Genomic DNA, 24443 nt, shown 5'->3' with positions numbered 1-24443 from the left:
CATGAGGATTCCATATGAAAGCATCTTCTTTCATATGGATTAAAAGTTTGCCTTATGAGAGCAAAAACATGTCCAATATATTGACAGAACGTCACAGGTAGCTGTTGTCCATGCAATTTTAGCAGCTGTCGCAATTTTTGTTGCGGCAGTTACAGCTAATGTAATGGCTTTAAAAGCAACCAATGCAGCTGTAATTCCAGCCACAATCGGAGCGATCCAACTCCAGTTTTCAACAATCCACTGGTAGACCTCTTTAGCACGATCGACAACGTCAGCTATTAATCCGATTGCTTTAGGGATTCCTTCATTGATGAACCATTCAATGTGTGGCTGAGCCATTTCAAACGCATTACGCAAGAAGTCTCCAGCTTCGGAAAGTAAGTCCCTGAAGTTCATGGTCGGATTAAAATTATCGCGTATGGCATCTCGTATGGAATGAAATATTGATAGGCCAGTGTCACCTAACCAGGAAAGCACACCACCAACGATTTCTAAGGCTCGCTGTAACTTATCTTGCATGGCAGGGAGCTTATCAAGACCGGCATCTAAAAATCTCTGAAATGTCGGCAATACCTTCATAGCGATTGTGCTAAAGAAACCTTGGAATGTCTTTTTAACCTTGTCCATTGTGTCCGCCCATAAAACCCCAGCTTCTATGCCATCTTCACCGATAACAGCGCCAAGATCATGGGCTTCATCCCTTAGTTTCTTAATCTCGTCTCCGCCTTTTTCAAGTGCAGGCATAAGCTCTTGTGCTGTCTTTTCACCAAAGAACTCACTGGCCAATGCTGCCCGTTCAGATGAACTTTCCATTTCGCCCAGATAGTCAATGGCTTCTTGGAAGACATCTTCAGTACTTCGCATATTTCCTTCCTGGTCCCTAAGTGAAATATTCATCGTATTAAGAGCTTCCGTGTACTTCTCGTTACCTTGCATAGCTTGGCCATAGCGTTGATTAGTACGTTGCAAGGCTTTCTCGAGAGCACTCTCACTCACACCCACCTGATCCATAGCGTGACGCATTTCTTGCAAGTAATCGGTATGGACACCAGCTCTTTGAGAAGCCTTGTCGATCTCATCTGCCGTTTTAGAGAAGCGATTGGCCATTCCGACACCGACTCCAGCTGCAGCAGTTGCAGCACCAGCAACACCTAAGGCAAACTTACCAGCCATTTTTGCAGCGTTCCCTAATCCTTGTCTAAAGTTTTTTAAGTTACGCTGCGTTTGGCCAAATGCTTTTTTAACCGATGGATCCATGTTCGCACCGAGCTGAAAAGCAATTTCAAAATTCTTTTTACTCATATAGTCACGGCCTTTCAACGTAAATTAGCCATGACTCCCATTATTTTTCATCCTCCATTTATCCCCCTGGTTATTACTTCAAAACTTGAATACATGCCTTAAATCACTGTTCTCACCTCCCACTAATTTGTGACTGTCACATCACTCTGAAGGATTGTATTCTGATAGATCCTGGAGCGCCTCATATACTTCCTCTTTGATGACTTCTTTTATAGGCTCCAATTCCTTTAAATGCTGAACTCTTTCAGCTGCTGTCCCTGGAATTAAAAGCGATCTTGACTTAAAACTTTCAACCATTGCATTCATGGCCAGTTCGATGTCTTGCGAGTGGTGAGTATCAGCTTGAAGGAATTGAAGTTCAAGCTCAGTCTTTTGGCGTTTTGCCTTTTCATGCATCGCTTGTTCTCGTTTAAGGTTCAGATATTCAGCTGAGCTGTAACGCTCTCTGAGTGATTCGATGTACGTCTGAACTGACTGAGTGAGATCGAACTTTCCATGTGCTACTTTAACTAATACACCTTCATTCTCCAGCTGTCGTATACGGCGATCACTAAGGCCTAATATATCGGCCATTTGTTTCGTGGTCACAATAGTCCTGGAGTTCTCTTTGCTTTTCGTAGTCATACACTCACCATCCTAATAATCAATCACTTATGGCCATTAACTAACGGAAACGGAAACCATAATTTTGAAATAAAAAACTAGCCCTTTTTCGGGCGTCGTCAGCACCCGTGTAAAATTTAAATCCCCAGAAGGACCCAAAGCCTATTGTGACGGGCTTCATCGATTCCCTCGCTCTAGTATTCTGATGATCTGTCTATCAAACTCTCGATTAAAGATGTCTAGACCTGTCTCCTCAATTGGCTCTCTTACATCTGTATTGGCTAGCATGGTATGGACAGATGGACCATATAACCGACGTATCGGAAGCCTAGCCTTTGATGTACGCTCGAAAACTTTAGGCCCATTGATGTCTGCCATAAATGCTCCTGGTATCGGCTTAGGTGACCCACCCTTCCTAACAGCTGCCTTAATAGGTGATTTACGCCTAGGGTTAACGGTTCGAGGTGATATTTTGAATTTCTCTAGAGGTACTGACACATCATCAGCCTTGATACGTCCAGCTAGATTAGAACGGCTAGCTTTAATCGGTCTGATATTAGCAGCAATGTCCGTTGCTTTGATATGGTACTCATCACGTGGTGCTCGCTTAACTTGTGTGTTCATTCGTGTTATCGCTCTATTGATCGAACGTTGTAAGACGGTTGGCCCTTGTTTGTTGACATCATCAAGTGATCGGTTCAACCCGTCTAAATGCCGTTGATCAATGCGAATAGTTGGTTCTACCATGTTGACTGTCACATCCTTTAGTCTTCAGCCTGCTCCTGCTCCTCGATGAATTCGATCAGTGCATCTGTTCTTATCCGTCGATTGTTCCCCACCTTAAAGCTTGGTAGCTCTTTTGTACGACACAGACTGTAGACAGTGTTTATATGGACGCCCAGGAAGTCAGCAACCTCATGTGACGTCAATAGATCAGGTAACCCCCATTTGTTAGGCATAAGCCATGTCCTCCCATTGTTTAAGCTTGTTTTGCGTTTGCTATATCTGCTACTTGTTTTGCGAATAACTCTTCGTCTGATAGGTCTTCTTCGTTCACATGCCCACTACGTTTGCCGTTCACTCGTTTAGCAATGTCATCCGCATAGGACTTTTCCTCTTCACTTAATGACCCTTTAGGTTCCGGTTTACTTAACTGCATTATGCTCCAACTCCTTTCTTACGGTAGCGGATCTCAACAAGTAGATTACCCCCGTTTACTTGTGACGCCTCTCCAGTACCAACAACCTCTAGATCAGGGTTTCGCTTCTTAAATTCCTGGATGACATCCTCTCGCTTATTCATGCCCATAAAGCCTATTGTCTTCTTCTCTGTTGCCTCTTTGTTTAGGCCTGTTGTAAAGCCTTTATCTTCAACCTCTTTGACAGTTGGTTGCCTAACTTCCTTGGCAATATATTGTTCTAGCAAGTGGTCTTGTTGGCCATCAATCCAATTTCTCACATAACTATCCTTGCCGTAGTACTCTATCTCTCTTGGCTCGATACGATGAATAATCTGTTTAACAGCTCTTTCCTCAGGAGCTTGTCCACGTGCTGGATCATCAATTGTTCGCTTCAGCTGGTCAATCTCTTGCTGTAGTTCATTGATCTTATCCTCTTTAGCTTTGACCTTATCGGTAATCTTCTTGTTTTTGGCCAAGCGTTCGTCTCTTGAACGTTTAGCAGCTGCACGGATTTCTTCTTTCTCTTGATCAGTTAAAGTTGTTTGGTCTAGCTTCTTCTTGTAGCCCTCGATCGTACCAGCAATGTTCTCAGCTTCATGCCGCTTCTCTTTTAACTCCTTTTCTAACTGCTGGACTTGTTCCTGGTCATCCTCGATCTTGGCATCTACCAACTGTGATGTTAGATCGCTAACTGCTTGATCAATCACAACCTTATTCGATTGCTCCTCTGAAATAAGCTGTTCAATTCGCTGCTGCTTTTCAAAAACCTTGTTTACTAATGTTTGTACGTCCTTTTTTAACATTGTGTTTCCTCCTCGTTTAATCGTAAATTTCTGCTTTCCGCTTGCGTACTCTGAATACAACAATCAGATGGCTTTGCATGTGAATCGTTTCTGTGTGCGTTTGATAGTCCAGTATTTCATAACCTCTTTCATTCAGCTTGTCGATGAACGCATTAAGCTGGATGTCTGTCTCAGGGTGAAACGAAATACGTTTCGTTATGAACTGGAAATCGTTAAGGGGTTGACCCGGCAAGTCTCTCATTTTCCTTCCTCACCTCCCTGTCGTACAACTCGTACTGGTAGAGATCCTCTACAAGGTCCGAGTCGAAACCTCTAACCTGCTTGATGCCTTCTAACAGATGGAGATTAAACTCACATTCAATCGCTTTACGCTTCTTGCGGTAGTCTATTAACCTCATTCCTCTAGCTTTGGCCAACACGGTATCAGGAACAAAATTGTTATTGTAGAGACGATTTGCCCTGTCCCTCTCTATTCGGTACTTTTCAGCCAGTAGGGCCCTGTCTTCGCTTGGGATCCGCTTCAAAGCATAGAACAGTAACTTGCAGCTCTCTTTCTCGTAATCTGTCAACGTGTTGAAATTCATTTCAAAGTAACCCCAACGGCCTAAATGTAAGTGCGCTATTCTTAGTCGATGTTTCGGCTTTCTCATAATCACACTCCTAACGCTTCAAACATGTAATTCAAGTCCTGATCCAGTGACTCGTTATCCAGCTCTAAAGGTGGAATGATCTCCGGCTCTTCACCGTTTAAGAACATCATCGCCTCCTCTATTTCTAGAATCTCTCGATAGGTATCTTTTGAAAGTTGATCGTCTGTGTAATTTGACTCCGTGTCAGTCACATATTGTTTTAGCAGCCTTACCTTGTCCCATGCTGAAAGGGTCGCGAGATAATCTTTAAAGTACTTCTGCTTTTTCTGCAACGCCTCTATGCGCCTTTCTTTTGATGCTTGGGAATCTACTAGTTTAGTTACAGCGTTCTCAACTTTCACACCAACCGAGACGAGCTCCAGTCCGTCACTTTCTACCCTGGTACTGAAAGATTGTTCATAAAAGGTTGCGGTCAACTCTTCCAGCTCTGCCCTCACCTTTCGGATGTGATCCTCAAGAGTCAGATAATAGTTAATGCTTTTCCAACGGAAGTACTCTTCCACAAACGAATCACCTCACATTCACAGATGTTTACAGTTCATAATTAACGAGAACTACTAAGTAATTTTTTCGTTAATTGCTCTCAAACCCTTACACACCAACGCTTACAGGCTTTTGAATTACTGAATTATTATTTTCCCCATGTTCCCCCCTATACACATATATAGTGAGTGTGTATTTTTCTTATAGTTGGAACATAGGCATTTAAGTAATTCAGTAATTCAACACCGCCTCACCCCTTGTGGCTGTAGGCCTCTCAGAAAATTAATGAATGAAATTTCGTTAATTCGCCCGTTAATTTTCAAGGAATTCTGCGTTATTCAACTTCTTTTTTGCGCTTTCGTGGACACTTAATCCGTGTAAAAACCTTACATTGTCAGTTCCAGGCTTAAAATCGAAACCTCGATGCTCTAGTTCTCTATAAAATTTTCTATTCGTGAGTTTGAAATCGTCGTTCCTTAGGCAAAACAGATTGTAGTAGTAGTAAACCGTCTTACCTTCCTCTTTTTCCTCTGGATCAATGATGCAGCACTCATCAAGAAACGGTTTCAAAATATCCATGTCATCACGGTACTTCTCAGACTCGTCCATGATACTCTTGGGTTTCTTCAAACCTTCTTGCTTCCACAGCTGGTAGCCTTCAATAGCCCAATTCAAAATACCAGGCAATTCACGAGATAGCTTCTCCGATAAATACGGATCCTTAGGATTGGATTTACCGTCAAAAGTCACTCTGAATGGTATTACTGCAATCCTTCTCCATATACCATCATCTGATCCTTTGATGATGGGTTTGTGGTTGGTAGAAAAGAAAATTTTAAACGCTGGTCTGAACTCAAAGAACTCTTTCCTTAAAAATCTAGCGGTGATCGTGTCTCCACCTGTCAACTGCTTAATCAGGGACTCTGCTAAATGTTGTCCATCTTCGGACTCAATAGCAGCCACGAATCTAGCTTTATCCAACCTAGCAATGTCATTATTAATGCCACTATCAAAAGGTTTCTTAATAAAAGTGTCAGCGTTTGTCTGTTTAGAATATTCACCTAAAACGTTTTGAATCGACTCAATCAATATAGATTTACCATTTCCGCCCTTACCAGTTAAAAAGAAAATTGTCTGCTCGATCGTTTCGCTTGTTAGTGAATAGCCAATAGCTTTTTGTAAATATCTAATGACCTCATAGTCGGAAAACCCGTTCTTGTCCACTATCACCTCTTCAAGAAACTGCTTGAATCGAGGGCATTTAGCGTCCGGATCATAGTCCACTGGAGAGCTTCTTGTAATTAAGTTTTTCGATTCATGCTCCTGGAGCTTCCCAGAATCTAAGTTGATCGTGCCGTTGTTAACGTTAAACAGATGCGAGTCAGCGTCTAGGTCATCATTGTGAACGGTAGCTAACGGTTTAACATCTTCGATTGAATTCATGCGAACTTTTCTACCTTCACACTTTTCAGCCCATTTCTTTAAGGCTTTACTTTTATTTTCATCAGCTTCTAGAATTGCTTCATCATAGATTGACCTTAGAGTTTTGTTCGTGACCTCTTCTATCTTCGATAAGGCGTCCGTTTCCCACTTCTTACCGTTCCAGAACAACCAACCGCGCTCTTTTGTGTAAGCTATAGATCCTTTGTTGTAATGCCATATGCGCTCTGCATTTCCAAGCTCAGTTAAACGGAATCGATCCAAGATAATCTCAGACTGTTCTATCTCTGAGTTGTAATGCATGGTAAACCCTTCTGTGCTGAAATCTTGTTCAGCTGTCTGCCTAGGTTGATACGTGATTTTAACATTCCCCAAAACTTTATTTAGTGAATATTCCCGACGACTAGGTCTACCCCAACCATCCATGCGGTATAATGCGCTATTAGTCATTAGTCGGTCTAGCTGATCCCTGTCTTGAGTGTAAAAGACCATTATCCCTAACAAGGCTAGTTCAGCCTCACTAGTTGATGGGTAGTCGTCTGTGTTACCGTCGTCATAAAGTTTTTCAAACTTAGCAGCGTTCTTAGCCTGGCGACAACGACTGATCACTTCCTCATCACTCATTTGTGGCGACTCAGCTACCTCTCCAGTGTCAGTTACTGGCTCATGGTCAATGTCGAGCAAGTCTTCGTAATGGTCGAACACATCTTCTAACTCTTCAACTGTGTAGCGTTGGTGCGTGTGGTCTATGGCTCTAACCTCGACAGGCGTATCGTACTTATGGTTTAGTGTGCCTGGAGCTCTGAGCTGTCTTGAGAGCTCTCCGACACTGTCATAGTCTTTACCTTTCTTCTCAAATAGCTTTCCGATGATCTTGTCGAGCCGCTTCAATAATCGGTCTGCCATGAGCCGCTGCTCCTCGTTCTCAATTACAACAGGGTCCTCTAACAGATAGTAAATGTGCAATCCACCGCCGGAGAAGACAACGATCGACGGTTCCAATGAGAATGTGTTATAGACGATCTCCTCAAACTCTTGATAGGTTGGTAGGTTCTGTTTGTTATGCTCTCCAAAGTTGAGGTCAACCTCAAAATATAGGGCTGGTAAGCAAACAATATCTGCCTTACCTCCACGCCTATTAGTTGGCAACCCTTCTTTACGCAGTGCAACATTAAGGTAGGTGTCGCTGTTCTGCTGGAAGCGTTCCGTGAACTCTACAACTTTGTCGAGATCATTCACATCAATGTGATGGTGAGACTTGTTGCCGTTATGAGAAATGGTCACATTCCCTTTAACAACATCCCGGTATAACGTCTTCAAAAAACCTTTTTGGGCTAGGAGGCTGTCCTGTGGTACCGCTTTTTCGTTTTCTAATGCTGTTTCTGCTGTCATAATCTACACCTCCAATCTATTAAAGCGAAATGCTCTAAAACGTAATTCAAAAATCCATGATATAATAGACATTAGAATGCTCCTTTAGGGTATTTTGTTTACTTGGTTGTAAGCCATTTACTCCTATAAGGAGCCTCCCAATTAATCAGGACTCAGTACAAATTTGTAGCTGAAGTGCCATATTCATTACTAGCGGGTTAAACTTAAAACTCTTGAATGTTTGATAAGCTGGTTGTAAAGCTTTTGGTAGATAATCTAAATGATCGTCTCCATGCACCAAGTGAACATTCACATCAGGAAGCCTGTCTACAGGAGTTAGTTTAACCCCCAATGCGGATGCGCTCACTTCCCCCTCAATCATAGTGAGTGCATCTTCTCTCTTTTTAAAAACAAAGTAGTGTTCATCCTCGCTTTGCCAATATTGATGGCCAATTGATGCTGACAACAGCAAGTTATGAACTCTAGTTGCTTTATCCTTACTTTCAATCAGTTTGACCCCCACCAAGCCAGTCGAAAGTAAACTCAAACTTTTTTGCATATCATCACCTCAAATCCGTTATAGTTTCCTCTCCAAAATGTACGCCTACTAATTGTGCCTGGACTTCATCTATAAAAACGATATGGCCGTCATCGGCTGCAACCATTAAACCGACAAAGCCTGTATTCGTTAACCCAATACATATAACGTTTGCCTCATATAGCCCTTTAAACTCATGATCAAAGACAGCTTTCATTCCTATTGGAGCGTCAATGATGCTTACGATCGATTCACCCATAATCTAAAACCTCCTTTTCAGTTCGTTTTCATTCCGCCTGCCAAGCGTTTATTTTTGTGTTAAACTAAACCTATATTTGCTTAGGAGAAGCGTGCTTTTGGTCTGCCAACCATTACGCTTCTTCTTTTTGCTTTTGTTCAGCCGCTTCTACTGCACGACTAATCTTTCTAACGTTCTGTCGTAGGAGCTCATCCAACATACGAATTTTCCTAGCCATTTCTTGATGTGTAAGGATAACCTCTGATTTGCTATCTAGGTTGACACCCTCTGTCATTCCTCGAAGGATTGATAGCTCATCACTCACATCTTGTGTTACCTCTAATTCGCACGAAACATCTACTAACTCATCTAAAAAATCTGAATTACTATTTGACATGCACTCAACCTCCTAATTAATTTCAGTCAGTCTGTAGCCGATCGGCTTAAATTCCATGTGACTAACGTCATTTCCCAGTTCAGCCTGGAACCTCTTGGCTTCCAATACTGCCCTGTCCTTCAACTCACGATCAGACAGCTCCTCATCGTCGTGCACATTGACAAACATCATGCTTTTGTCTGTGTCCACTCTTACCTTCCAGTTATACCTTGCAATTACAGGAAAGCTTTCTACCATTACCTATCACTCCTTCACAATACGTTTTAGTTTTTTCCAGGCTTCTTGTTCATTGCGAGCTATGATTCTAATAACGGTGCTTCCGTGTCTCTCACTCTCAAATTCAAAGGTATAGCCCACTTCGGAAACGATCCTCCATTCGTTCATATAACCACCTCTCTATCACTTGCTTAAGAATTGCTGTAGCTTCACACAAGCCGATTGACGGCTTATTGCAAAGAATCTCAAGAACACTCGCTTGTACTTCACGTTCTCAAACTTATAGAAACCTGCGTAAGCCTTAGCCACTTTCCAGTCGTTAAGCATATCCCCTCACCTCCTAAAAAGTGTTCTACTTACATCTCACATTGCCCGCCAGAGCTTAATAGTTTAATTCCTTAAACGTGTACTTGTGCTTGTTCATGAACTCGATAACATCCAACTTATCAATTAATGTCTTGTTCTCCAGTTGAACGGTCGGCAGCCCCATACGCTCCATCTTTTGTAGATACGTAAAGCTAACACCGATCCATTCACACGTCTCTTGCTTGGTAAGATACCTTTTAATGCCTGTGTCACGTTTAGCCGCTTCAAACGCCTCTTTAGATAGATCATAGAATAGCGACGCATAAGCTTGCTTGAATTCATCTGTGACCGGGATCTGCATCATGTCTGACATTGTTAACACCTCCTTATGTTTATTTAGTTGTGACCTCTTCTTGGTCTACAATTTGGAAAACATCATCGAACTCAACATCAAGAGCTTTACAAATCTTTAATGCTGTAGACGGAGAAGGGTTACTCTTCCCATTGAATACGTTCCACATAGTCATGTGATGGATACCCGCTTTTTCTGCTAGGCCAGTCTTGCTATAACCTTTCTTAATGATGATAGACTCTAAGAATTTAAAGTTTTTTACGGCTACTTTCATATTGATTACCTCCCTTTGTTAAATTTATCGTTTAACTTTTTAAATTAATTAAGTTATTCGATTAACAATAAGGTATCAAACAATAAAGATTAAGTCAACAGTTTAATTTTATTGATTTATTAAATGTTTATAATGTGATATATTTAAGGTGATAAATTTGAAAATAGGGGGTTAATGATGGGACAAAAAGAATTAGTAGGGACTGAAATTAAAAATTACAGGATGAGATCTGGTTTGAAAATTAAAGATCTTGCAGCCTTAATGGAAGTTTCTTCCCCCTACATCTCAATGGTTGAGAATGCAAAAGGTAACCTTCCGACAAAATCATTTTTAAGGAAGTTCTCAGATGTCATATCAAAACAAGACTCAAAGCTTTCACCCGAGTCTATCTACATTAGTTTGTGTGTAGTTGCTGGTTATCCTATTGATGAATCAATTGTTGATGACCATGGAGAGGATGTTTTCTATGCAAATGAAAGGCGAGGTTACATTGAAAGTTTAGGGAATAAAGAATACAGGACCTTAGAGAAGCCTTACTACGATCTGTTTTGGCTTCTAGATCAACCTGAAAGTGGTGTATTTTTTAATATTCAACAAACAAGCAAATCTAACATTGACAGTCAAAATTCAAGCTTTAAACTAGACCACGACGATAGAGAGTTCATTAAAAGTACTATTGCTGACTACCTGAAGCATAAATCTAATTTCATTAGCAGCTTTCCGTTGAAAGTACATTTTGTAACACTAGAAGAGGATTCAATCCCCACACTCATGGAGTCAGATGAAGTAATAGATGAAGATGGGAATACTATAGAATACGTTAGTAACATTACAGGGTCTGTAATTATAGAAGTGAATTTAAAGTACTTTATGAGTGAAATAGCTTTCAATTTAAGAGTTGAGTATGATTTCGATATTGACTTTGATAAAGAAATCACTAATACCAACCTCTACATTGATTCACAAGAGACAGAAAAGTTGGAGTCACTAAAGATTGAAAAACCATACTATGATTTTTTTGTAAATGAATTAGGTGAATACCTTAATGCTTTTGCACTTGATAACTTCCAAGAAGAAGTTGAAGTTTCTGACTCCTCATTTATAAAAGTTCACATAAAATAGCCACAGGATCTACTTACCCCTCACATTGCCCGTCAGCATAGGAGGGATTCAAATGGCTAGTGTAAAGAAATACACAAAAAAAGACGGGTCTACCGCCTATATGTTTAATGCATATTTAGGTGTGGATCCAGTAACAGGAAAGAAAAAACGCACAACACGTAGAGGATTCAAGACAGCTAAAGAAGCAAAGATTGCATTGTCTAAGCTATTGATTGAGGTGGATGATTACGGACTGAGAAGAGATGAGTCCATCACTTACGGTGAGGTGTTCCAGGAGTGGTTTGAACAGCACAAGAAGGAAATAAAACCTTCCAGTGTGAATGTCCTGGAGACAAAGTTTAAGCGCATATTGCCCAAGTTCGGCCGGCTGAAGATTAAAGAGATCACGAGAATCTATTGTCAACGGGTTGTGAACGAATGGGCTGAGGAGATTAAGTCTTTTCAGGATTATAAGATTCAAGCTAACCAAGTGTTCAAGTATGCCGTTAAGACTAACATTATCAAGACCAACCCAATGGATCAGATCACGCTGCCTAAGAGGAAAAACAAGCTGAATTATGACTTGGAAGAAGAGGAGAAGGTATCCTTCTACTCTAGAGAAGAGCTCAAACAGTTTTTAGCCGTCCTAGAGGAAGGATCCTTGAATCATGCCTTCTTTAGGTTGTTGGCTTTCACAGGTGCTCGTAAGGGTGAAATATACGGTCTACACTGGTCTGACATTGATTTTGAGACTAAGTCGCTTCACCTTAAGAAAACGTTAGCTAGAGTTAATAATAAGCGTGTCCTAACGCCAACAAAGACAGCCAGCTCACGACGGATCATTAGCTTGGACGACGAAACGCTGCGAGTGCTTAAGAAGTGGCGATCACATCAGATGCAATTGTACTTGAAGATGTCAGTACCATTCAAAAGTAATGACAAACAACCTGTATTCACTACGTATGATTATATCAATCAGAGGTTTAACTTCATGAGGTTAGCGTCTATTAACGAAAGACTACAAACGATTTATCGTCAAAATGACCACTTACCGCAAATCAAAATTCATGGCTTTAGGCATACACATGCTAGCCTACTTTTTGAAGCTGGTGCAAGTATTAAGGATGTCCAGGTGAGACTTGGCCATTCAGACATTCAAACGACTATGAATATCTACACTCATGTGACCAATGAAGCGAAGGAAAAAACAGCTGATTTGTTCCAAAAATACATGAGTTTTTAAGGAAAGGGTATTCAAAGGGTATTCAAAAGGGGATAAATAATAAAAATGCCCTCTCTGCTGGATAAGAGCAAAGAGGGCTGAAACCTTGATATATAAGGGTTTTAACGCTTCGAGAACTGTGGTGCACGACGAGCGCCTTTAAGACCGTATTTCTTACGTTCTTTCGCGCGAGCGTCACGCGTTAGTAAGCCAGCGCGCTTTAAAGGTAAGCGGTACTCAGGGTCCGCTTCTAATAGTGCGCGTGCAACGCCTAGACGGATTGCACCAGCTTGACCTGTAAATCCACCACCATCAACATTAACTAGAATGTCATAGCTACCAGTGTTTTCAGTAACATCTAATGGTTGGTTGATCACACGACGTAGTGTTTCGTGTGGGAAGTAGTCTTCTGCGTCTACTTTATTTACAACGACTTTACCGTTACCAGGTACTAGTCGTACACGTGCTACAGAGCTTTTGCGACGGCCTGTGCCGTAATATTGTACTTGTGCCACTTAGATTACCCTCCTTAATTATCCACGAAGCTCGTAAACTTCTGGTTTTTGTGCATGATGCTTGTGGTCAGCGCCACGGTATACGTGTAGCTTTGTGCCCATCTTACGACCTAATTTATTTTTAGGTAGCATACCTTTTACTGCTTGTTCAAGCATTTTCTCTGGATAATTCGCACGCATCTCTTCTGCTGTACGCTCCTTCAAACCACCTGGGTAGTTTGAATGACGGTAATACATTTTATCTGTTAACTTTTTACCAGTTAATTCAATCTTTTCTGCATTAATAATGATGACATTGTCACCTGTATCAACGTGTGGTGTGTAGCTCGGCTTATGCTTACCACGAAGTAATGTCGCAACTTCAGTAGCTAGGCGACCAAGAGTTTGGCCTTCCGCATCAACTACATACCATTTACGCTCAACGTTACTTTCGTTTGCCATAAATGTTTGGCGCATTGCGTTTCCCTCCTAAAAAATCCGTTTTATATCGCTTTATCTCATCACGAATAGTTTCCGGGGCTATTACGTGGTAATGATAAAATGCCATAGAATATATTATAATATCTATGGCATTGATGTCAAGCTATATTGCATTTTTCATTACAATTTTAGTCAAATTTTTAAGATCGACTCAATTCTCGTTTCATCGCCTTTTGTTGTGCGGCTAAAACAGTGTTCCGAAGTAGCATCGCAATCGTGACTGGTCCGACACCACCCGGCACTGGTGTAATCGCACTTGCTTCATTATAACACGTTTCATACTCACAGTCACCAATATTCCCTTTGTTATATCCTGCATCTAACACAACAGCACCTTCTTTTAACCATTCACCTTTAACAAATTCAGGCTTTCCAACTGCAGCCACAACGATATCTGCCTGATTGACCAATTGTTCTAGGTTTTCGGTTCTTGAATGGCTAATTGTAACGGTTGCATTACGATTTAATAGCATCATCGAGACAGGCTTACCTAAGATTGGACTACGACCAATTACAACGGCATGTTTTCCTTCGACGTCAATATTATAGTAATCAATCATTTCCATAATTGCTGCTGGGGTACAGCACGGGTAAGCATTCAGTTGAAAGGCTGTTGAACCAAATCCATGGCTCGTTACGCCATCAACGTCTTTTTCTAAAGCAATCATATCAAATGCTTGTCGTTCATCAATATGACTTGGGACCGGATGCTGTAGCAAGATGCCATGCACTGTCTCATCTTCATTTAATTGCTTAATCGTTTGTAATAACTGTTCAGTCGTCGTTTCTGTCGATAAAAAGATCCGTTCTGACTCCATTCCAATTCTCATGCATGCGTTCGCCTTCATTTGAACATACGTGTGAGACGATGGGTTATCACCAACTAGAACAGTCACTAACTTGGGAACAATTCCTTTCTTACTTAATGAACTGATTGTTCCTTTCAAATCTTCTTTAATCGACTTTGAAACTTCCCTTCCGTCTAAAAGCATTGGCTCTTTCACGTTAAAACCTCCTGAAAGTTTGAGAGAAAAATTCTCCTGCCCAGACGACCGACATGAATAACATGCAGCTCCCTTATGGTTATTTCCATATATGTCGTCAGTCACTACATGCGTAATCAATTTATAAAACTTGTAATGCTTTATTAGCAATATCTTTTCGGTAAAACACATCTTCTGAGTCTAACTTTTTTACCTCTTCATAAACCTGGTCTTTCGCTTGAGTAATCGTTGTTCCTTTTGCGCCAACTAAAAGTACTCGCCCACCGTTCGTTTGCCATTGTTCATTTTCGTATTTCGTTCCAGCATGAAAGGTTAATGCTAGGGGGCTCAAGTCTTCTAATCCGTTAATAGATTTGCCTTTTTCATATGAACCCGGGTAACCTTCTGAAGCTAATACAACACCTACCACTGAATCTTGAGACCATTTTAATTCAACTGGCTTTTCATTTAACACGCATTCTAAAATTTCAACTAAGTCTGTTTGTAAGCGTGGGAGTATAACTTGTGCTTCTGGATCCCCAAATCGTGCGTTAAATTCAATCACTTTCGGCCCTTCAGATGTCGCTATCAAACCAGCGTATAAAATGCCTGTAAACGAACGGTTATGGTCATCTAAAGCTTGAGCAGTAGGTTTTAATACCTCTTTGATAGCCTGGTCATACACCGTTTGGCTAATTTGTGGTACTGGTGAGTAGGCTCCCATACCTCCTGTGTTTGGACCTTGATCTTGGTCGAAAGCTCTCTTATGGTCTTGTGAGATCACCATCGGGTATATATTAGTGCCGTTTACAAATGCCATTAACGAAAACTCTTCACCTTCAAGGAACTCCTCAATGACGACACGACTTCCCGCTTCACCGAACTGCGCACCTTCTAACATTAAATCAACTGCTTGTTCGGCTTCTTTTACACTCATGGCAACCGTAACACCCTTGCCCGCCGCCAAGCCGTCTGCTTTAATAACGATCGGAGCGCCTTGCTGTTGAATATATGCTTTCGCTGCTTGTGGGTCTTCGAACGTTTCGTGTTTAGCTGTTGGGATGTTGTAATCTTGCATAATTGATTTTGCAAAGTCTTTGCTCCCTTCAATAAAGGCTGCTTCTTTTGTTGGGCCGAATACTTTTAGACCTTCTTTTTGGAACTTATTGACGATTCCGTCCATGAGCGGCGCTTCTGGACCAATAATCGTTAAGTCCATTTGATTGGCTTTTGCATAATCGATTAACTGTTCATGTCGATGCTCTTCAATCGGTTCAACGTGTGCTACATCCGTCATCCCATCATTCCCTGGTGCAACGACTACTTGATCTACACGCTCACTTTGGTTCAATTTCCACGCTAAAACATGCTCACGACCTCCGCGTCCAACGACTAACACTTTCATTTTGACACCCCTCTTTCACCGCCAAAATTTGTTAATTCGGCGATTTTGAGATTTTTCTGGCGAAAATTAAATTAATCCGGCGAATTCACATCGTATTCCGGCGAACGCCGAAAAACTTAATGTTTAAAGTGACGCACTCCGGTAAATACCATCGTAATGCCATATTCATTACACTTCTTAATCGAATCGGCATCACGCTTAGAGCCACCTGGTTGAATAATCGCTGTAATACCTGCTTGGTGTGCGGCTTCAACAGTATCATCCATCGGGAAAAAAGCATCTGACGCCATGACAGCACCTTTTGCTTTTTCGCCTGCTTGCTCAATAGCGATCATCGCTGCGCCAACGCGGTTCATTTGACCAGCACCAACACCAATTGTTTGCTTTTCATTCGCCAGTAATATCGCATTCGACTTCACATGCTTCATTACTTTCCAAGCAAACTTCATATTCGTCCATTCTTCTTCAGACGGCTCGCGGTCTGTTACTATGTCATACTGCATGTCACTTTCTGGGTATCTGTCTTCATCTTGAATGAGTAAACCACCCGATACAGTGCTTAGCTTCTCTTGAGGTTCTCCTTGATGAACTGAAACTTCTAAAAGTCTAATGTTTTTCTTTTGCGTCAAGATAATTAAAGCTTCTTCTGTAAAACTTGGTGCAATTACAATTTCTATAAATATTTGACTTAAATCTTGTGCTACGACGTCATCGACTTCTCGATTAAATGCGACGATCCCACCGAAGATTGAAACTGGATCTGCATCATAGGCTCGGTCATAAGCTTCTTTTAACGTTTGACCGATTCCAACACCACACGGGTTAGTATGTTTCACAGCAACAGCAGCTGGTTCTTCAAATTCTTTTACAATCGTTAACGCACTATCAGCATCTTGAATGTTGTTGTACGAAAGCTCTTTTCCATGTAATTGGTTAGCATGAACAAGTGACGAATCCTCCGCAAACGGGTGTTTATAAAAAGCAGCTGATTGGTGAGGGTTTTCACCGTAGCGCAACGTTTGTTGACGTTCGTATGTCACAGTCTTCGTTTCAGGGAACCTTTCTTCTACTTGTTCCGTTAAATAATCAGCCACAAGCGCATCATATTGAGCGGTATGCCTGTAAACTTTCGCCGCTAGTTTACGGTTCAAATCTTTTAAATGGCTAGCATCTTTTAAGTGGTCGATGACACGACTGTAGTCGGTTGGGTCGACAACGACTGTTACGTCTTGATGGTTTTTAGCTGCGGCGCGCAACATGGCTGGACCACCGATATCGATATTTTCAATCGCTTCTTCAAACGACACATCTTTTTTCGCAACCGTTTCTTTAAATGGGTATAAGTTGACGACAACAAGGTCAATTGTCCCAATCGCTTGCTCCTTCAACGCGGCCATATGGTGATCGTTATCACGTTTAGCTAATAAACCAGCGTGGACATTAGGGTGTAACGTCTTCACTCGACCATCTAATATTTCCGGGAAATGAGTAATATCAGAAATTCCCGTTACGTTTAACCCCGCTTCTTCTAAAGTCTTTTTCGTCCCACCGGTTGAGATGACGTCATAACCTAACTCTGCTAACTGCTTTGCAAAATCAATTACACCTGTTTTATCAGAAACGCTAATTAATGCTCGCTTATTTTCCAACTAGCTCATCCTCTCGTATGACTTTCGTTAACGTCTTTGGAAAAAGTTCATGTTCAACTTGCCTAATTTTCTGTTGCAACGTTTCATATGTATCTTGCTTTGTCACTTCTACAACTTCTTGAGAAATGATCGGACCCGTGTCGACCCCTTCATCAATGTAATGAACGGTTACGCCTGTTTTCGTCACTTCAGCATCTAGCGCTTGAGCAATCGCATCTTTACCAGGGAACTTGGGCAGTAAAGAAGGATGAACGTTCACAATCCTTCCTTCATATGGCTTTAATAGCGTTAGGCTGACAATACGCATATAACCAGCTAAAGCAATCCAATCAACACCATATTTTCGAATGACATCCAATACAGCTTGCTCATACGTTGCTTTATCTTCAAAGTTTTTCGGCGAAATACTTTTAGTAGGAATGCCTAGCTTTGTGGCGCGTTGTAATGCGTAGGCATCATCACGGTCCGTAATTAATAAAACGACTTCATATGCCCCTGTTGACTGTTTAACAATCGCTTCAAAATTCGATCCACTTCCTGAAGCTAATACGGCAAGCTTCTTCATTATTCTGCCTCCCCTGTTAGTAACAGTTCACCTGTTTCATTAACTGAGCCAATGACATAACCTTCTTCACCTAACTCTTTAATCGTTTGCAACGCTTCGTCAACATCACGGCTATTAATAGCAACAACCATCCCAATCCCCATATTAAAAACTTTGTACATTTCACGTGATGCAATGTTGCTTTGCTCTTCAATAAATGTAAATATATCAGGCTTAGGAAATGTTGTTAAGTCAATCGTTGCCCCAAGGCTATCAGGTAACATACGAGGGATATTTTCATCGAATCCCCCACCTGTAATATGAGCGACACCTTTTACATCGACACGTTGAATTAAGGCTAAAATTTGCTTAACATAAATCATAGTTGGTGTAAGCAATACATCCTTCAATGGTGAAGTGAATGGCGGGTAAGTTGTATTTAAATCAAGGTTCTGCTCTTCTAACAACACTTTTCTAACGAGTGAAAAGCCGTTACTATGAATTCCGCTTGAAGGAAGGCCAATTAATACATCACCTGGTTCAATGCCTTCTCCCGTAATGAGATCTCGTTTTTCAGCTGCTCCGACGACAAACCCAGCGACATCATACTCACCTGCTTCATAAAGACCTGGCATTTCAGCTGTTTCACCACCGATTAAAGCACAACCAGATTGTTCGCAACCATCCGCAATACCTTTTACTATTTGCTCAATTTTCTCAGGGTTTGCTTCACCTAACGCTAAATAGTCTAAAAAGTATAGCGGCTCTGCACCTTGTGCCACAATATCATTCACACACATTGCTACTGCATCGATTCCGATTGTATCGTGTTGATCAGTCATAAAGGCGAGCTTTAACTTCGTGCCTACTCCATCAGTTCCTGAAACTAATACAGGTTCTTGATAATTTAACTGTGATAGATCAAATAGGCCACCGAATCCACCTAATGCACCTACTACACCTTTTCGCTTCGTTCGTTCAACATGTGACTTCATTCTATGAACAGCTTCATAACCTGCTTCAATATGAACACCTGCTTGACGGTATGCTTCTGACATTAGTAACTCGCCCCTTGCTTAACGACTTCTTGGACTAATTGGTCTTTCTCATGTGGTAACACTGAATTTTCATAAATATCTGTCGGATAGTTTCCTGTGAAACATGCTAAACAGTGACCGCAATTCGGACTAGAATCATCACGACCAATCGCTTCGACCATTTCATCAGTTGGTAAAAAGCTTATTGAATCAGCACCGATCTCTTCTCGAATTTCTTCAATTGAATTATTCGCTGCGATTAATTCTGATGATGTAGATGTATCGATCCCATAAAAACACGGATGTTTAATCGGTGGGGAACTAATTCTGACATGCACCTCTTTCGCTCCAGCTTCTTTAAGCATCGATACGATTCTTCTTGAAGTCGTACCACGAACGATTGAGTCATCCACCATGACGACACGTTTGCCTTCCACAATTTTACGAACAGGTGATAACTTCATCCTTACTCCACGTTCACGCATTTCTTGTGATGGTTGAATAAACGTGCGGCCAACATAACGGTTTTTAATAAGGCCCAGTTCATAAGGAATATTCGCTTGTTCAGCATAACCAATCGCTGCAGAAATGCTAGAATCCGGTACACCTGTTACAACGTCCGCTTCAACAGGGGCAATATCCGCTAACTTTTTCCCGAGTTGCTTTCTCGTACTATGAATGTTGTCACCATCGACTTGACTATCTGGTCTTGCAAAATAAACATATTCCATCGTACAAACGGAACGGTCCTGTTTCTCAGCAAATGTACTTGAATGTAAACCGTCTTGATCAATAACTAAATACTCACCAGGCTGAATTTCACGAACATATTCTGCACCAACGACATCAAAAGCACACGTTTCTGATGCGACGACGTATGACTCACCTACTTTACCTAAAGACAACGGACGCATCCCTCTAGGATCTAGTGCTGCTATTAATTGATCTTCAAGTAACATGACAATCGCAAAAGCACCTTCAAGCTGTTTTAGCGAGGCTTTAATTCGATCATGCGGTGGCTTTTTTCCACCTTTTCGAATTAAATGAGCAATGACTTCTGTGTCAGACGTCGTTTGAAAAATACTTCCCTCATCTTCTAGTTCAGACCGTAACTTTGTCGCATTAACTAAATTACCGTTATGGGCTACAGATAATGAGCCTGTGTGAGAGTGAAACAATAGAGGTTGAATGTTTTCATACGACTTTTCTCCGGCTGTCGAATACCTAACATGACCGATTGCGCTATGACCTGGCAACTTGGCTAAACGTTCTTCATCAAACACCTCAGTGACTAATCCGTGACCTTTAGATTGTTCTAATGTATCACCATTAGAAACGACGATTCCTGCCCCTTCTTGCCCACGGTGCTGTAAACTATGAAGACCGTAGTAAGTCATATGAGCCGCTTGAATATGATTGTAAACACCAAAAATTCCGCATTCTTCGTTTAGCCCTTTGATTTCACCAAGCATGGTATAGCTCCTTTCCATTGGTCTGTTAAAGACTCGACATTTTGATTAATTACGCTTTGTTCATTCCATTTAATATTTAAATTGGCACCACTAGTCACTTCACCTATTAATTTAAAATTAGAAACCACTTGCTCAAAACTGTCCTTATTCTCCTTAGAAACTGTTACGATAAAACGTGATTGTGTTTCGCTAAACAACTCTAGTAAATGCTCACCTTGAAGCGCCACATTTAAACCATATGAAGTGCCCATCACTTTTTCTGCAAGCGCAACGGCTAAACCACCTTCTGATACATCGTGTGCCGATTCGATCACACCTTGCTGAATCGCCTTTAGAAGCTGTGCTTGACGTTGTTGTTCAACTTGTAAATCGATCTTCGGTGCAGCGCCTTCATATTTTCCGAATAGTTGCTTTTGAACTTCGCTTCCACCAAGATCAAGTGCTGTTTCACCAATAACGTAAACTAAATCACCTTCAAGTTGAACTTGTTGCTTTGTAATATGCTCAACATCGTGAATTAAACCGACCATCCCAACAACAGGGGTAGGATAAACACTTGTGCCGTTCGTTTCGTTATAAAGCGATACATTTCCACTAATAACAGGGGTACTTAGCTGACTTGCTGCTTCTGCCATGCCGTCTGTCGCTTTTTCCATCATCCAGAAATTTTCTTCTTTTTCTGGATTACCAAAGTTTAAGCAATCCGTTAAGGCTAATGGTTCTGCACCTGAACAAATAATATTACGAGCCGCTTCAGCAACCGCGATTTCGCCACCTGTTTTCGGGTCTAATTGTAAATAACGTGAATTACAATCTGTCGTCATTGCTAACGCTTTGTTCGTCCCTTTAATTCGAATGACAGCTGCATCTGACCCAGGTGCGGTGACCGTATTCGTTTGGACCATGTAATCGTATTGATCATAGACCCATTCTTTACTTGCAATCGTCGGTGCTTTCAATAGATTAACTAATAACTTATTCGCATCCTTTACTTTTGGAAGTTCTAGATTCATAGACTGATTACGTTTAAAAGCTTCAGGTTCTTTTGAAGGTAAATGATAGACTGGCGCTTCTTCTGCTAATGCATCAACTGGCATATCAGCCACCACTTCATTTTTGAAAGTTAACCGCAACCTCTTGTCATCAGTTACTGTTCCAACTTCAACAGCTTCAATCCCATATTTTGAGACAATATCTTTAATCTCTTGTTCGCGACCTTCTTCAATAACGACAAGCATACGTTCTTGAGATTCTGATAACATCATTTCATATGGTGTCATGTCTTGTTCACGTTGCGGGACTAAATCTAAATTCATTTCAATTCCGGTACCTGCTTTACTAGCCATTTCACTTGCGGATGATGTTAAGCCTGCAGCTCCCATATCCTGAATCCCGACTAATGCATCCGATTGGACTAAATCTAAACAAGCTTCGATTAACAACTTCTCCATAAATGGATCGCCAACTTGAACGGCTGGACGGTCTTCTTGTGAATCATCGGTTAATTCTTCAGAAGCAAAAGTAGCACCGTGAATACCGTCACGTCCTGTTTTTGAACCGATATACATAACCGTATTGCCAATCCCTTTTGCCTGACCGACTTGTAAATGATTATGGTCAATTAATCCAACACACATCGCATTAACGAGTGGGTTTCCTTTATAACAATCGTCAAACTGAATTTCACCACCAACTGTTGGAACACCGACACAGTTACCATAGCCAGCAATACCAGCCACAACTTCTTCAAACAAATACTTCGTACGAGGCTGATCAAGCTCACCAAAACGAAGAGAGTTTAATAGAGCAACAGGGCGGGCTCCCATTGAAAACACGTCACGAATAATCCCACCGACACCTGTTGCAGCACCTTGATATGGCTCAATCGCAGACGGGTGATTATGGCTTTCGATTTTGAAAACAGCCGCTTGCCCATCCCCAATATCTACAACACCTGCTCCTTCACCAGGACCTTGTAAAACGTGGCGACCTGTTGTCGGGAATTTCTTTAACAATGAACGAGACTTTTTGTAACTACAATGCTCACTCCACATAACCGAGAAAATCCCGGTTTCTGTATAGTTCGGCAAACGCCCTAAAATGCGTTCAACGAGCTTAAACTCTTCATCCGATAATCCCATTTCACGATAAAGCTTCTTTTCTTTAACCTCTTCTGTATTTGGCTCAAGAAGTAATGGCATGGTGTTCCCTCCAATTCGCTAACATTGACTGAAATAATTTCAGCCCATCATCGCTACCTAATAACTCATCAACCGCTCTTTCTGGATGAGGCATCATTCCTAATACGTTACCTCGTTCGTTTATAATCCCAGCAATATCACTAACTGAACCGTTCGGGTTATCAACATATCTAAATACAATTTGGTTGTTTTGTTCAAGGTGTTTTAGCGTTTCTTCATCACACTCGTAATTACCTTCAGCATGAGCGATTGGAACATTAACTTTCTCATTCAAGTCGTAGCTTGTTGTGAAAAATGTTTCGTTATTCTCGACTGTTAACTCAACAGGGCGACAAATAAACTTTAGCGCCTCATTCCGCTTCATAGCTCCTGGTAGTAACCCTGCCTCTAGTAAAACTTGAAAACCGTTGCAGATCCCTAATACAGGCTTACCAGACTCCGCAAATTGCTTCACCGACTCCATCACGTTAGAAAAACTTGCAATCGCTCCTGAACGTAAGTAATCACCATACGAAAATCCACCTGGAAGTAGAATAGCATCATAGTTTTCTAATTTAGTTTCTGTATGAAAGACGTAATCTACTTCTTCACCTAAACCTGATTCAATGGCATGAAACAGATCCATATCGCAGTTAGAACCCGGAAACACTATGACAGCAAACTTCATGGTGTGATAACCTCCTCTGTTTCATAACGGTAATCTTCAATAACTGGGTTAGATAACAGTTGTTCACACATAGTTGTTACTTGTTCATCAACTGTTTGACCTTTTTCTGGTTCAAGGTGAAACTCCATATACTTACCAACACGCATACCTTCTACGTTGTTAACGTCCATTGCTTCTAGCGCCTGCTCAATTGCTTTACCTTGAGGATCAAGAACTCCTGCTTTCAACGTTACGTATACTTTTACTTTAATCACCATTCAGCACCCCTTATTTTAGTCAGTTACAACCGCGCCTTTTAAACGCGTTAATATCGTTTCATACGCTTGGTCTATTTGCCCAATTCCTTCACGGAAAACATCTTTATCTAGTTTTTCATTCGTATGAACGTCCCAAAGCCTGCACGTATCCGGAGATATTTCATCTGATAAAATTAACTTTCCTTCTTCATCAAAGCCAAACTCTAGTTTAAAATCGACGAGCTTTACGTCACACGCTTTAAAATGATTCGTTAAATGGTCATTTACTTGAAGTGCCATTTCTTTCATTTCATTTAATTGATTAATAGAAACTAAGTCTAATAGTTGAATGTGATCTTCATTGATTAACGGGTCGCCTAAATCATCATCTTTATAGTAAAACTCGACTACTGTAGTGTTTAATGGCACCCCTTCTTCTAAGCCAAGCCTTCTTGATAGACTGCCTGCTGCAACATTGCGAACAACTACTTCAATTGGAATGATCGACGTCTTTTTAACGAGCTGTTCTGTTTCAGAAAGGCGTTTAACAAAGTGGTTTGCTATGCCTACTGTTGAAAGTTGGTGAAATAAAATGGATGATATTTCGTTGTTTAACCGTCCTTTACCTTTCGCTCGTTCCTTCTTTTCCCCATTAAAAGCTGTTAAAGCGTCTTTATATTGAACCCGAAGAATGTTGGGATCGTTTGTCTCAAATAATTGTTTTGCTTTTCCTTCATACAACAATGCTCGCTTTTCCAAAGAGATGCCTCCTTATGTT

At 41.1% G+C, this 24443-nt stretch carries 30 protein-coding genes and 1 riboswitch; of the genes, 2 read left to right on the top strand and 28 right to left on the bottom strand.

The genetic code is table 11. The features are described from left to right. Nucleotides 1–39: 39 nt before the first annotated feature. The 16 genes from J2R98_RS11420 to J2R98_RS11345 form a co-directional block, all read right to left on the bottom strand. A complete protein-coding gene (locus J2R98_RS11420) occupies nucleotides 40–1302 on the bottom strand; it encodes a phage tail tape measure protein (protein WP_307069097.1) in 1263 nt (420 codons plus the stop codon). A gap of 141 nt (nucleotides 1303–1443) precedes the next feature. Then, nucleotides 1444–1890 (bottom strand): hypothetical protein, encoded by a 447-nt coding sequence (locus J2R98_RS11415; protein WP_307069094.1) that lies wholly within the window; start codon nucleotides 1888–1890, stop codon nucleotides 1444–1446. Nucleotides 1891–2082: 192 nt separating this feature from the next. Next, a complete protein-coding gene (locus J2R98_RS11410) occupies nucleotides 2083–2652 on the bottom strand; it encodes a phage tail protein (RefSeq protein WP_307069092.1) in 570 nt (189 codons plus the stop codon). 17 nt (nucleotides 2653–2669) lie between these two features. After that, complete coding sequence (locus J2R98_RS11405; protein WP_307069090.1) at nucleotides 2670–2864, bottom strand: helix-turn-helix domain-containing protein; 195 nt, start codon at nucleotides 2862–2864, stop codon at nucleotides 2670–2672. A gap of 20 nt (nucleotides 2865–2884) precedes the next feature. Next, nucleotides 2885–3064 (bottom strand): hypothetical protein, encoded by a 180-nt coding sequence (locus J2R98_RS11400; RefSeq protein WP_307069089.1) that lies wholly within the window; start codon nucleotides 3062–3064, stop codon nucleotides 2885–2887. After that, complete coding sequence (locus J2R98_RS11395) at nucleotides 3064–3888, bottom strand: hypothetical protein (RefSeq protein ID WP_307069087.1); 825 nt, start codon at nucleotides 3886–3888, stop codon at nucleotides 3064–3066. The genes J2R98_RS11400 and J2R98_RS11395 overlap by 1 nt, the downstream gene beginning before the upstream one ends. 16 nt (nucleotides 3889–3904) lie before the next feature. Continuing rightward, on the bottom strand, nucleotides 3905–4129 hold the full coding sequence (locus J2R98_RS11390; RefSeq protein WP_307069085.1) for a hypothetical protein: 225 nt from the start codon (nucleotides 4127–4129) through the stop codon (nucleotides 3905–3907). Continuing rightward, nucleotides 4101–4538, bottom strand: coding sequence for a hypothetical protein (locus J2R98_RS11385; protein WP_307069083.1), 438 nt, complete (start codon nucleotides 4536–4538; stop codon nucleotides 4101–4103). Before J2R98_RS11385 ends, J2R98_RS11390 begins: the two co-directional genes overlap by 29 nt. A 2-nt stretch (nucleotides 4539–4540) precedes the next feature. Further along, nucleotides 4541–5041 (bottom strand): hypothetical protein, encoded by a 501-nt coding sequence (locus J2R98_RS11380; RefSeq protein WP_307069081.1) that lies wholly within the window; start codon nucleotides 5039–5041, stop codon nucleotides 4541–4543. 292 nt (nucleotides 5042–5333) lie between these two features. Further along, complete coding sequence (locus J2R98_RS11375) at nucleotides 5334–7367, bottom strand: phage/plasmid primase, P4 family (protein WP_307069079.1); 2034 nt, start codon at nucleotides 7365–7367, stop codon at nucleotides 5334–5336. A gap of 631 nt (nucleotides 7368–7998) precedes the next feature. Further along, nucleotides 7999–8391, bottom strand: coding sequence for a hypothetical protein (locus tag J2R98_RS11370; RefSeq protein WP_307069076.1), 393 nt, complete (start codon nucleotides 8389–8391; stop codon nucleotides 7999–8001). Between the two features lie 4 nt (nucleotides 8392–8395). Continuing rightward, a complete protein-coding gene (locus tag J2R98_RS11365; protein WP_307069073.1) occupies nucleotides 8396–8629 on the bottom strand; it encodes a hypothetical protein in 234 nt (77 codons plus the stop codon). Nucleotides 8630–8741: 112 nt separating this feature from the next. Further along, on the bottom strand, nucleotides 8742–9005 hold the full coding sequence (locus J2R98_RS11360) for a hypothetical protein (RefSeq protein WP_307069071.1): 264 nt from the start codon (nucleotides 9003–9005) through the stop codon (nucleotides 8742–8744). Nucleotides 9006–9017: 12 nt separating this feature from the next. Then, complete coding sequence (locus tag J2R98_RS11355; protein ID WP_307069069.1) at nucleotides 9018–9242, bottom strand: hypothetical protein; 225 nt, start codon at nucleotides 9240–9242, stop codon at nucleotides 9018–9020. Nucleotides 9243–9603: 361 nt separating this feature from the next. Then, nucleotides 9604–9900, bottom strand: a complete 297-nt coding sequence (locus J2R98_RS11350) for a helix-turn-helix domain-containing protein (RefSeq protein WP_307069066.1) — start codon at nucleotides 9898–9900, stop codon at nucleotides 9604–9606. A 19-nt stretch (nucleotides 9901–9919) separates the two neighbouring features. Further along, nucleotides 9920–10153: a helix-turn-helix transcriptional regulator gene (locus J2R98_RS11345; protein WP_307069064.1), complete on the bottom strand. Its 234-nt coding sequence runs from the start codon at nucleotides 10151–10153 to the stop codon at nucleotides 9920–9922. A 177-nt stretch (nucleotides 10154–10330) separates the two neighbouring features. On the opposite strand from J2R98_RS11345, the gene J2R98_RS11340 reads away from it, so the two are divergent. Further along, entirely contained in the window at nucleotides 10331–11275 is a 945-nt protein-coding gene (locus J2R98_RS11340; RefSeq protein WP_307069063.1) for a helix-turn-helix domain-containing protein, read from the top strand. Between the two features lie 52 nt (nucleotides 11276–11327). Further along, a complete protein-coding gene (locus J2R98_RS11335; RefSeq protein WP_307069061.1) occupies nucleotides 11328–12497 on the top strand; it encodes a site-specific integrase in 1170 nt (389 codons plus the stop codon). Nucleotides 12498–12598: 101 nt separating this feature from the next. On the opposite strand, the gene rpsI is transcribed toward J2R98_RS11335, so the two are convergent. From rpsI to purC, 12 genes are all read right to left on the bottom strand, one after another. Next, the gene (rpsI, locus tag J2R98_RS11330; RefSeq protein WP_307069059.1) at nucleotides 12599–12991 is read right to left on the bottom strand and encodes a 30S ribosomal protein S9; all 393 of its coding nucleotides are present in this window, start codon (nucleotides 12989–12991) and stop codon (nucleotides 12599–12601) included. 18 nt (nucleotides 12992–13009) lie between these two features. Then, the gene (gene rplM / locus J2R98_RS11325) at nucleotides 13010–13447 is read right to left on the bottom strand and encodes a 50S ribosomal protein L13 (RefSeq protein ID WP_307069057.1); all 438 of its coding nucleotides are present in this window, start codon (nucleotides 13445–13447) and stop codon (nucleotides 13010–13012) included. 164 nt (nucleotides 13448–13611) lie between these two features. Next, entirely contained in the window at nucleotides 13612–14463 is an 852-nt protein-coding gene (locus J2R98_RS11320; RefSeq protein WP_370871995.1) for a bifunctional 5,10-methylenetetrahydrofolate dehydrogenase/5,10-methenyltetrahydrofolate cyclohydrolase, read from the bottom strand. A gap of 43 nt (nucleotides 14464–14506) precedes the next feature. Continuing rightward, nucleotides 14507–14590, bottom strand: a riboswitch (ZMP/ZTP riboswitch). 6 nt (nucleotides 14591–14596) lie between these two features. Further along, nucleotides 14597–15859: a phosphoribosylamine--glycine ligase gene (gene purD / locus J2R98_RS11315; RefSeq protein ID WP_307069053.1), complete on the bottom strand. Its 1263-nt coding sequence runs from the start codon at nucleotides 15857–15859 to the stop codon at nucleotides 14597–14599. Between the two features lie 116 nt (nucleotides 15860–15975). Next, on the bottom strand, nucleotides 15976–17508 hold the full coding sequence (purH, locus tag J2R98_RS11310) for a bifunctional phosphoribosylaminoimidazolecarboxamide formyltransferase/IMP cyclohydrolase (RefSeq protein WP_307069051.1): 1533 nt from the start codon (nucleotides 17506–17508) through the stop codon (nucleotides 15976–15978). Then, the gene (gene purN, locus J2R98_RS11305; protein WP_307069049.1) at nucleotides 17498–18073 is read right to left on the bottom strand and encodes a phosphoribosylglycinamide formyltransferase; all 576 of its coding nucleotides are present in this window, start codon (nucleotides 18071–18073) and stop codon (nucleotides 17498–17500) included. Before purN ends, purH begins: the two co-directional genes overlap by 11 nt. After that, nucleotides 18073–19110: a phosphoribosylformylglycinamidine cyclo-ligase gene (gene purM, locus J2R98_RS11300; protein WP_307069047.1), complete on the bottom strand. Its 1038-nt coding sequence runs from the start codon at nucleotides 19108–19110 to the stop codon at nucleotides 18073–18075. The genes purN and purM overlap by 1 nt, the downstream gene beginning before the upstream one ends. Beyond that, nucleotides 19110–20561: an amidophosphoribosyltransferase gene (gene purF / locus J2R98_RS11295; RefSeq protein WP_307069045.1), complete on the bottom strand. Its 1452-nt coding sequence runs from the start codon at nucleotides 20559–20561 to the stop codon at nucleotides 19110–19112. The genes purM and purF overlap by 1 nt, the downstream gene beginning before the upstream one ends. Further along, entirely contained in the window at nucleotides 20537–22762 is a 2226-nt protein-coding gene (gene purL / locus J2R98_RS11290) for a phosphoribosylformylglycinamidine synthase subunit PurL (RefSeq protein WP_307069043.1), read from the bottom strand. Before purL ends, purF begins: the two co-directional genes overlap by 25 nt. Beyond that, nucleotides 22746–23429: a phosphoribosylformylglycinamidine synthase subunit PurQ gene (gene purQ, locus J2R98_RS11285; RefSeq protein WP_307069041.1), complete on the bottom strand. Its 684-nt coding sequence runs from the start codon at nucleotides 23427–23429 to the stop codon at nucleotides 22746–22748. Before purQ ends, purL begins: the two co-directional genes overlap by 17 nt. Further along, nucleotides 23426–23686, bottom strand: a complete 261-nt coding sequence (gene purS, locus J2R98_RS11280; RefSeq protein ID WP_307069039.1) for a phosphoribosylformylglycinamidine synthase subunit PurS — start codon at nucleotides 23684–23686, stop codon at nucleotides 23426–23428. Before purS ends, purQ begins: the two co-directional genes overlap by 4 nt. Nucleotides 23687–23701: 15 nt before the next feature. Further along, nucleotides 23702–24424 carry a phosphoribosylaminoimidazolesuccinocarboxamide synthase gene (gene purC, locus J2R98_RS11275; protein ID WP_307069037.1) on the bottom strand — a complete coding sequence of 241 codons (723 nt, stop codon included), beginning with the start codon at nucleotides 24422–24424 and terminating at the stop codon, nucleotides 23702–23704. Nucleotides 24425–24443 lie beyond the last annotated feature (19 nt).

Source organism: Alkalibacillus filiformis, assembly GCF_030814115.1.
Lineage (GTDB): Bacteria > Bacillota > Bacilli > Bacillales > Alkalibacillaceae > Alkalibacillus > Alkalibacillus filiformis.
The sequence above is the reverse complement of the archived record's forward strand: the minus strand, read 5'-3'. Positions and strand labels throughout refer to the sequence as shown.

Excerpts from the sequence above, each read along its gene's own strand:
- J2R98_RS11420 (WP_307069097.1), bottom strand. The coding sequence starts at position 1,302 with ATGAGTAAAAAGAATTTTGAAATTGCTTTTCAGCTCGGTGCGAACATG.
- J2R98_RS11410 (WP_307069092.1), bottom strand. The coding sequence starts at position 2,652 with ATGGTAGAACCAACTATTCGCATTGATCAACGGCATTTAGACGGGTTG.
- J2R98_RS11405 (WP_307069090.1), bottom strand. The coding sequence starts at position 2,864 with ATGCCTAACAAATGGGGGTTACCTGATCTATTGACGTCACATGAGGTT.
- J2R98_RS11400 (WP_307069089.1), bottom strand. The coding sequence starts at position 3,064 with ATGCAGTTAAGTAAACCGGAACCTAAAGGGTCATTAAGTGAAGAGGAA.
- J2R98_RS11395 (WP_307069087.1), bottom strand. The coding sequence starts at position 3,888 with ATGTTAAAAAAGGACGTACAAACATTAGTAAACAAGGTTTTTGAAAAG.
- J2R98_RS11390 (WP_307069085.1), bottom strand. The coding sequence starts at position 4,129 with ATGAGAGACTTGCCGGGTCAACCCCTTAACGATTTCCAGTTCATAACG.
- J2R98_RS11385 (WP_307069083.1), bottom strand. The coding sequence starts at position 4,538 with ATGAGAAAGCCGAAACATCGACTAAGAATAGCGCACTTACATTTAGGC.
- J2R98_RS11375 (WP_307069079.1), bottom strand. The coding sequence starts at position 7,367 with ATGGCAGACCGATTATTGAAGCGGCTCGACAAGATCATCGGAAAGCTA.
- J2R98_RS11370 (WP_307069076.1), bottom strand. The coding sequence starts at position 8,391 with ATGCAAAAAAGTTTGAGTTTACTTTCGACTGGCTTGGTGGGGGTCAAA.
- J2R98_RS11365 (WP_307069073.1), bottom strand. The coding sequence starts at position 8,629 with ATGGGTGAATCGATCGTAAGCATCATTGACGCTCCAATAGGAATGAAA.
- J2R98_RS11360 (WP_307069071.1), bottom strand. The coding sequence starts at position 9,005 with ATGTCAAATAGTAATTCAGATTTTTTAGATGAGTTAGTAGATGTTTCG.
- J2R98_RS11355 (WP_307069069.1), bottom strand. The coding sequence starts at position 9,242 with ATGGTAGAAAGCTTTCCTGTAATTGCAAGGTATAACTGGAAGGTAAGA.
- J2R98_RS11350 (WP_307069066.1), bottom strand. The coding sequence starts at position 9,900 with ATGTCAGACATGATGCAGATCCCGGTCACAGATGAATTCAAGCAAGCT.
- J2R98_RS11345 (WP_307069064.1), bottom strand. The coding sequence starts at position 10,153 with ATGAAAGTAGCCGTAAAAAACTTTAAATTCTTAGAGTCTATCATCATT.
- J2R98_RS11340 (WP_307069063.1), top strand. The coding sequence starts at position 10,331 with ATGGGACAAAAAGAATTAGTAGGGACTGAAATTAAAAATTACAGGATG.
- J2R98_RS11335 (WP_307069061.1), top strand. The coding sequence starts at position 11,328 with ATGGCTAGTGTAAAGAAATACACAAAAAAAGACGGGTCTACCGCCTAT.
- rplM (WP_307069057.1), bottom strand. The coding sequence starts at position 13,447 with ATGCGCCAAACATTTATGGCAAACGAAAGTAACGTTGAGCGTAAATGG.
- J2R98_RS11320 (WP_370871995.1), bottom strand. The coding sequence starts at position 14,463 with ATGCTTTTAGACGGAAGGGAAGTTTCAAAGTCGATTAAAGAAGATTTG.
- purD (WP_307069053.1), bottom strand. The coding sequence starts at position 15,859 with ATGAAAGTGTTAGTCGTTGGACGCGGAGGTCGTGAGCATGTTTTAGCG.
- purN (WP_307069049.1), bottom strand. The coding sequence starts at position 18,073 with ATGAAGAAGCTTGCCGTATTAGCTTCAGGAAGTGGATCGAATTTTGAA.
- purM (WP_307069047.1), bottom strand. The coding sequence starts at position 19,110 with ATGTCAGAAGCATACCGTCAAGCAGGTGTTCATATTGAAGCAGGTTAT.
- purF (WP_307069045.1), bottom strand. The coding sequence starts at position 20,561 with ATGCTTGGTGAAATCAAAGGGCTAAACGAAGAATGCGGAATTTTTGGT.
- purL (WP_307069043.1), bottom strand. The coding sequence starts at position 22,762 with ATGCCATTACTTCTTGAGCCAAATACAGAAGAGGTTAAAGAAAAGAAG.
- purQ (WP_307069041.1), bottom strand. The coding sequence starts at position 23,429 with ATGAAGTTTGCTGTCATAGTGTTTCCGGGTTCTAACTGCGATATGGAT.
- purS (WP_307069039.1), bottom strand. The coding sequence starts at position 23,686 with ATGGTGATTAAAGTAAAAGTATACGTAACGTTGAAAGCAGGAGTTCTT.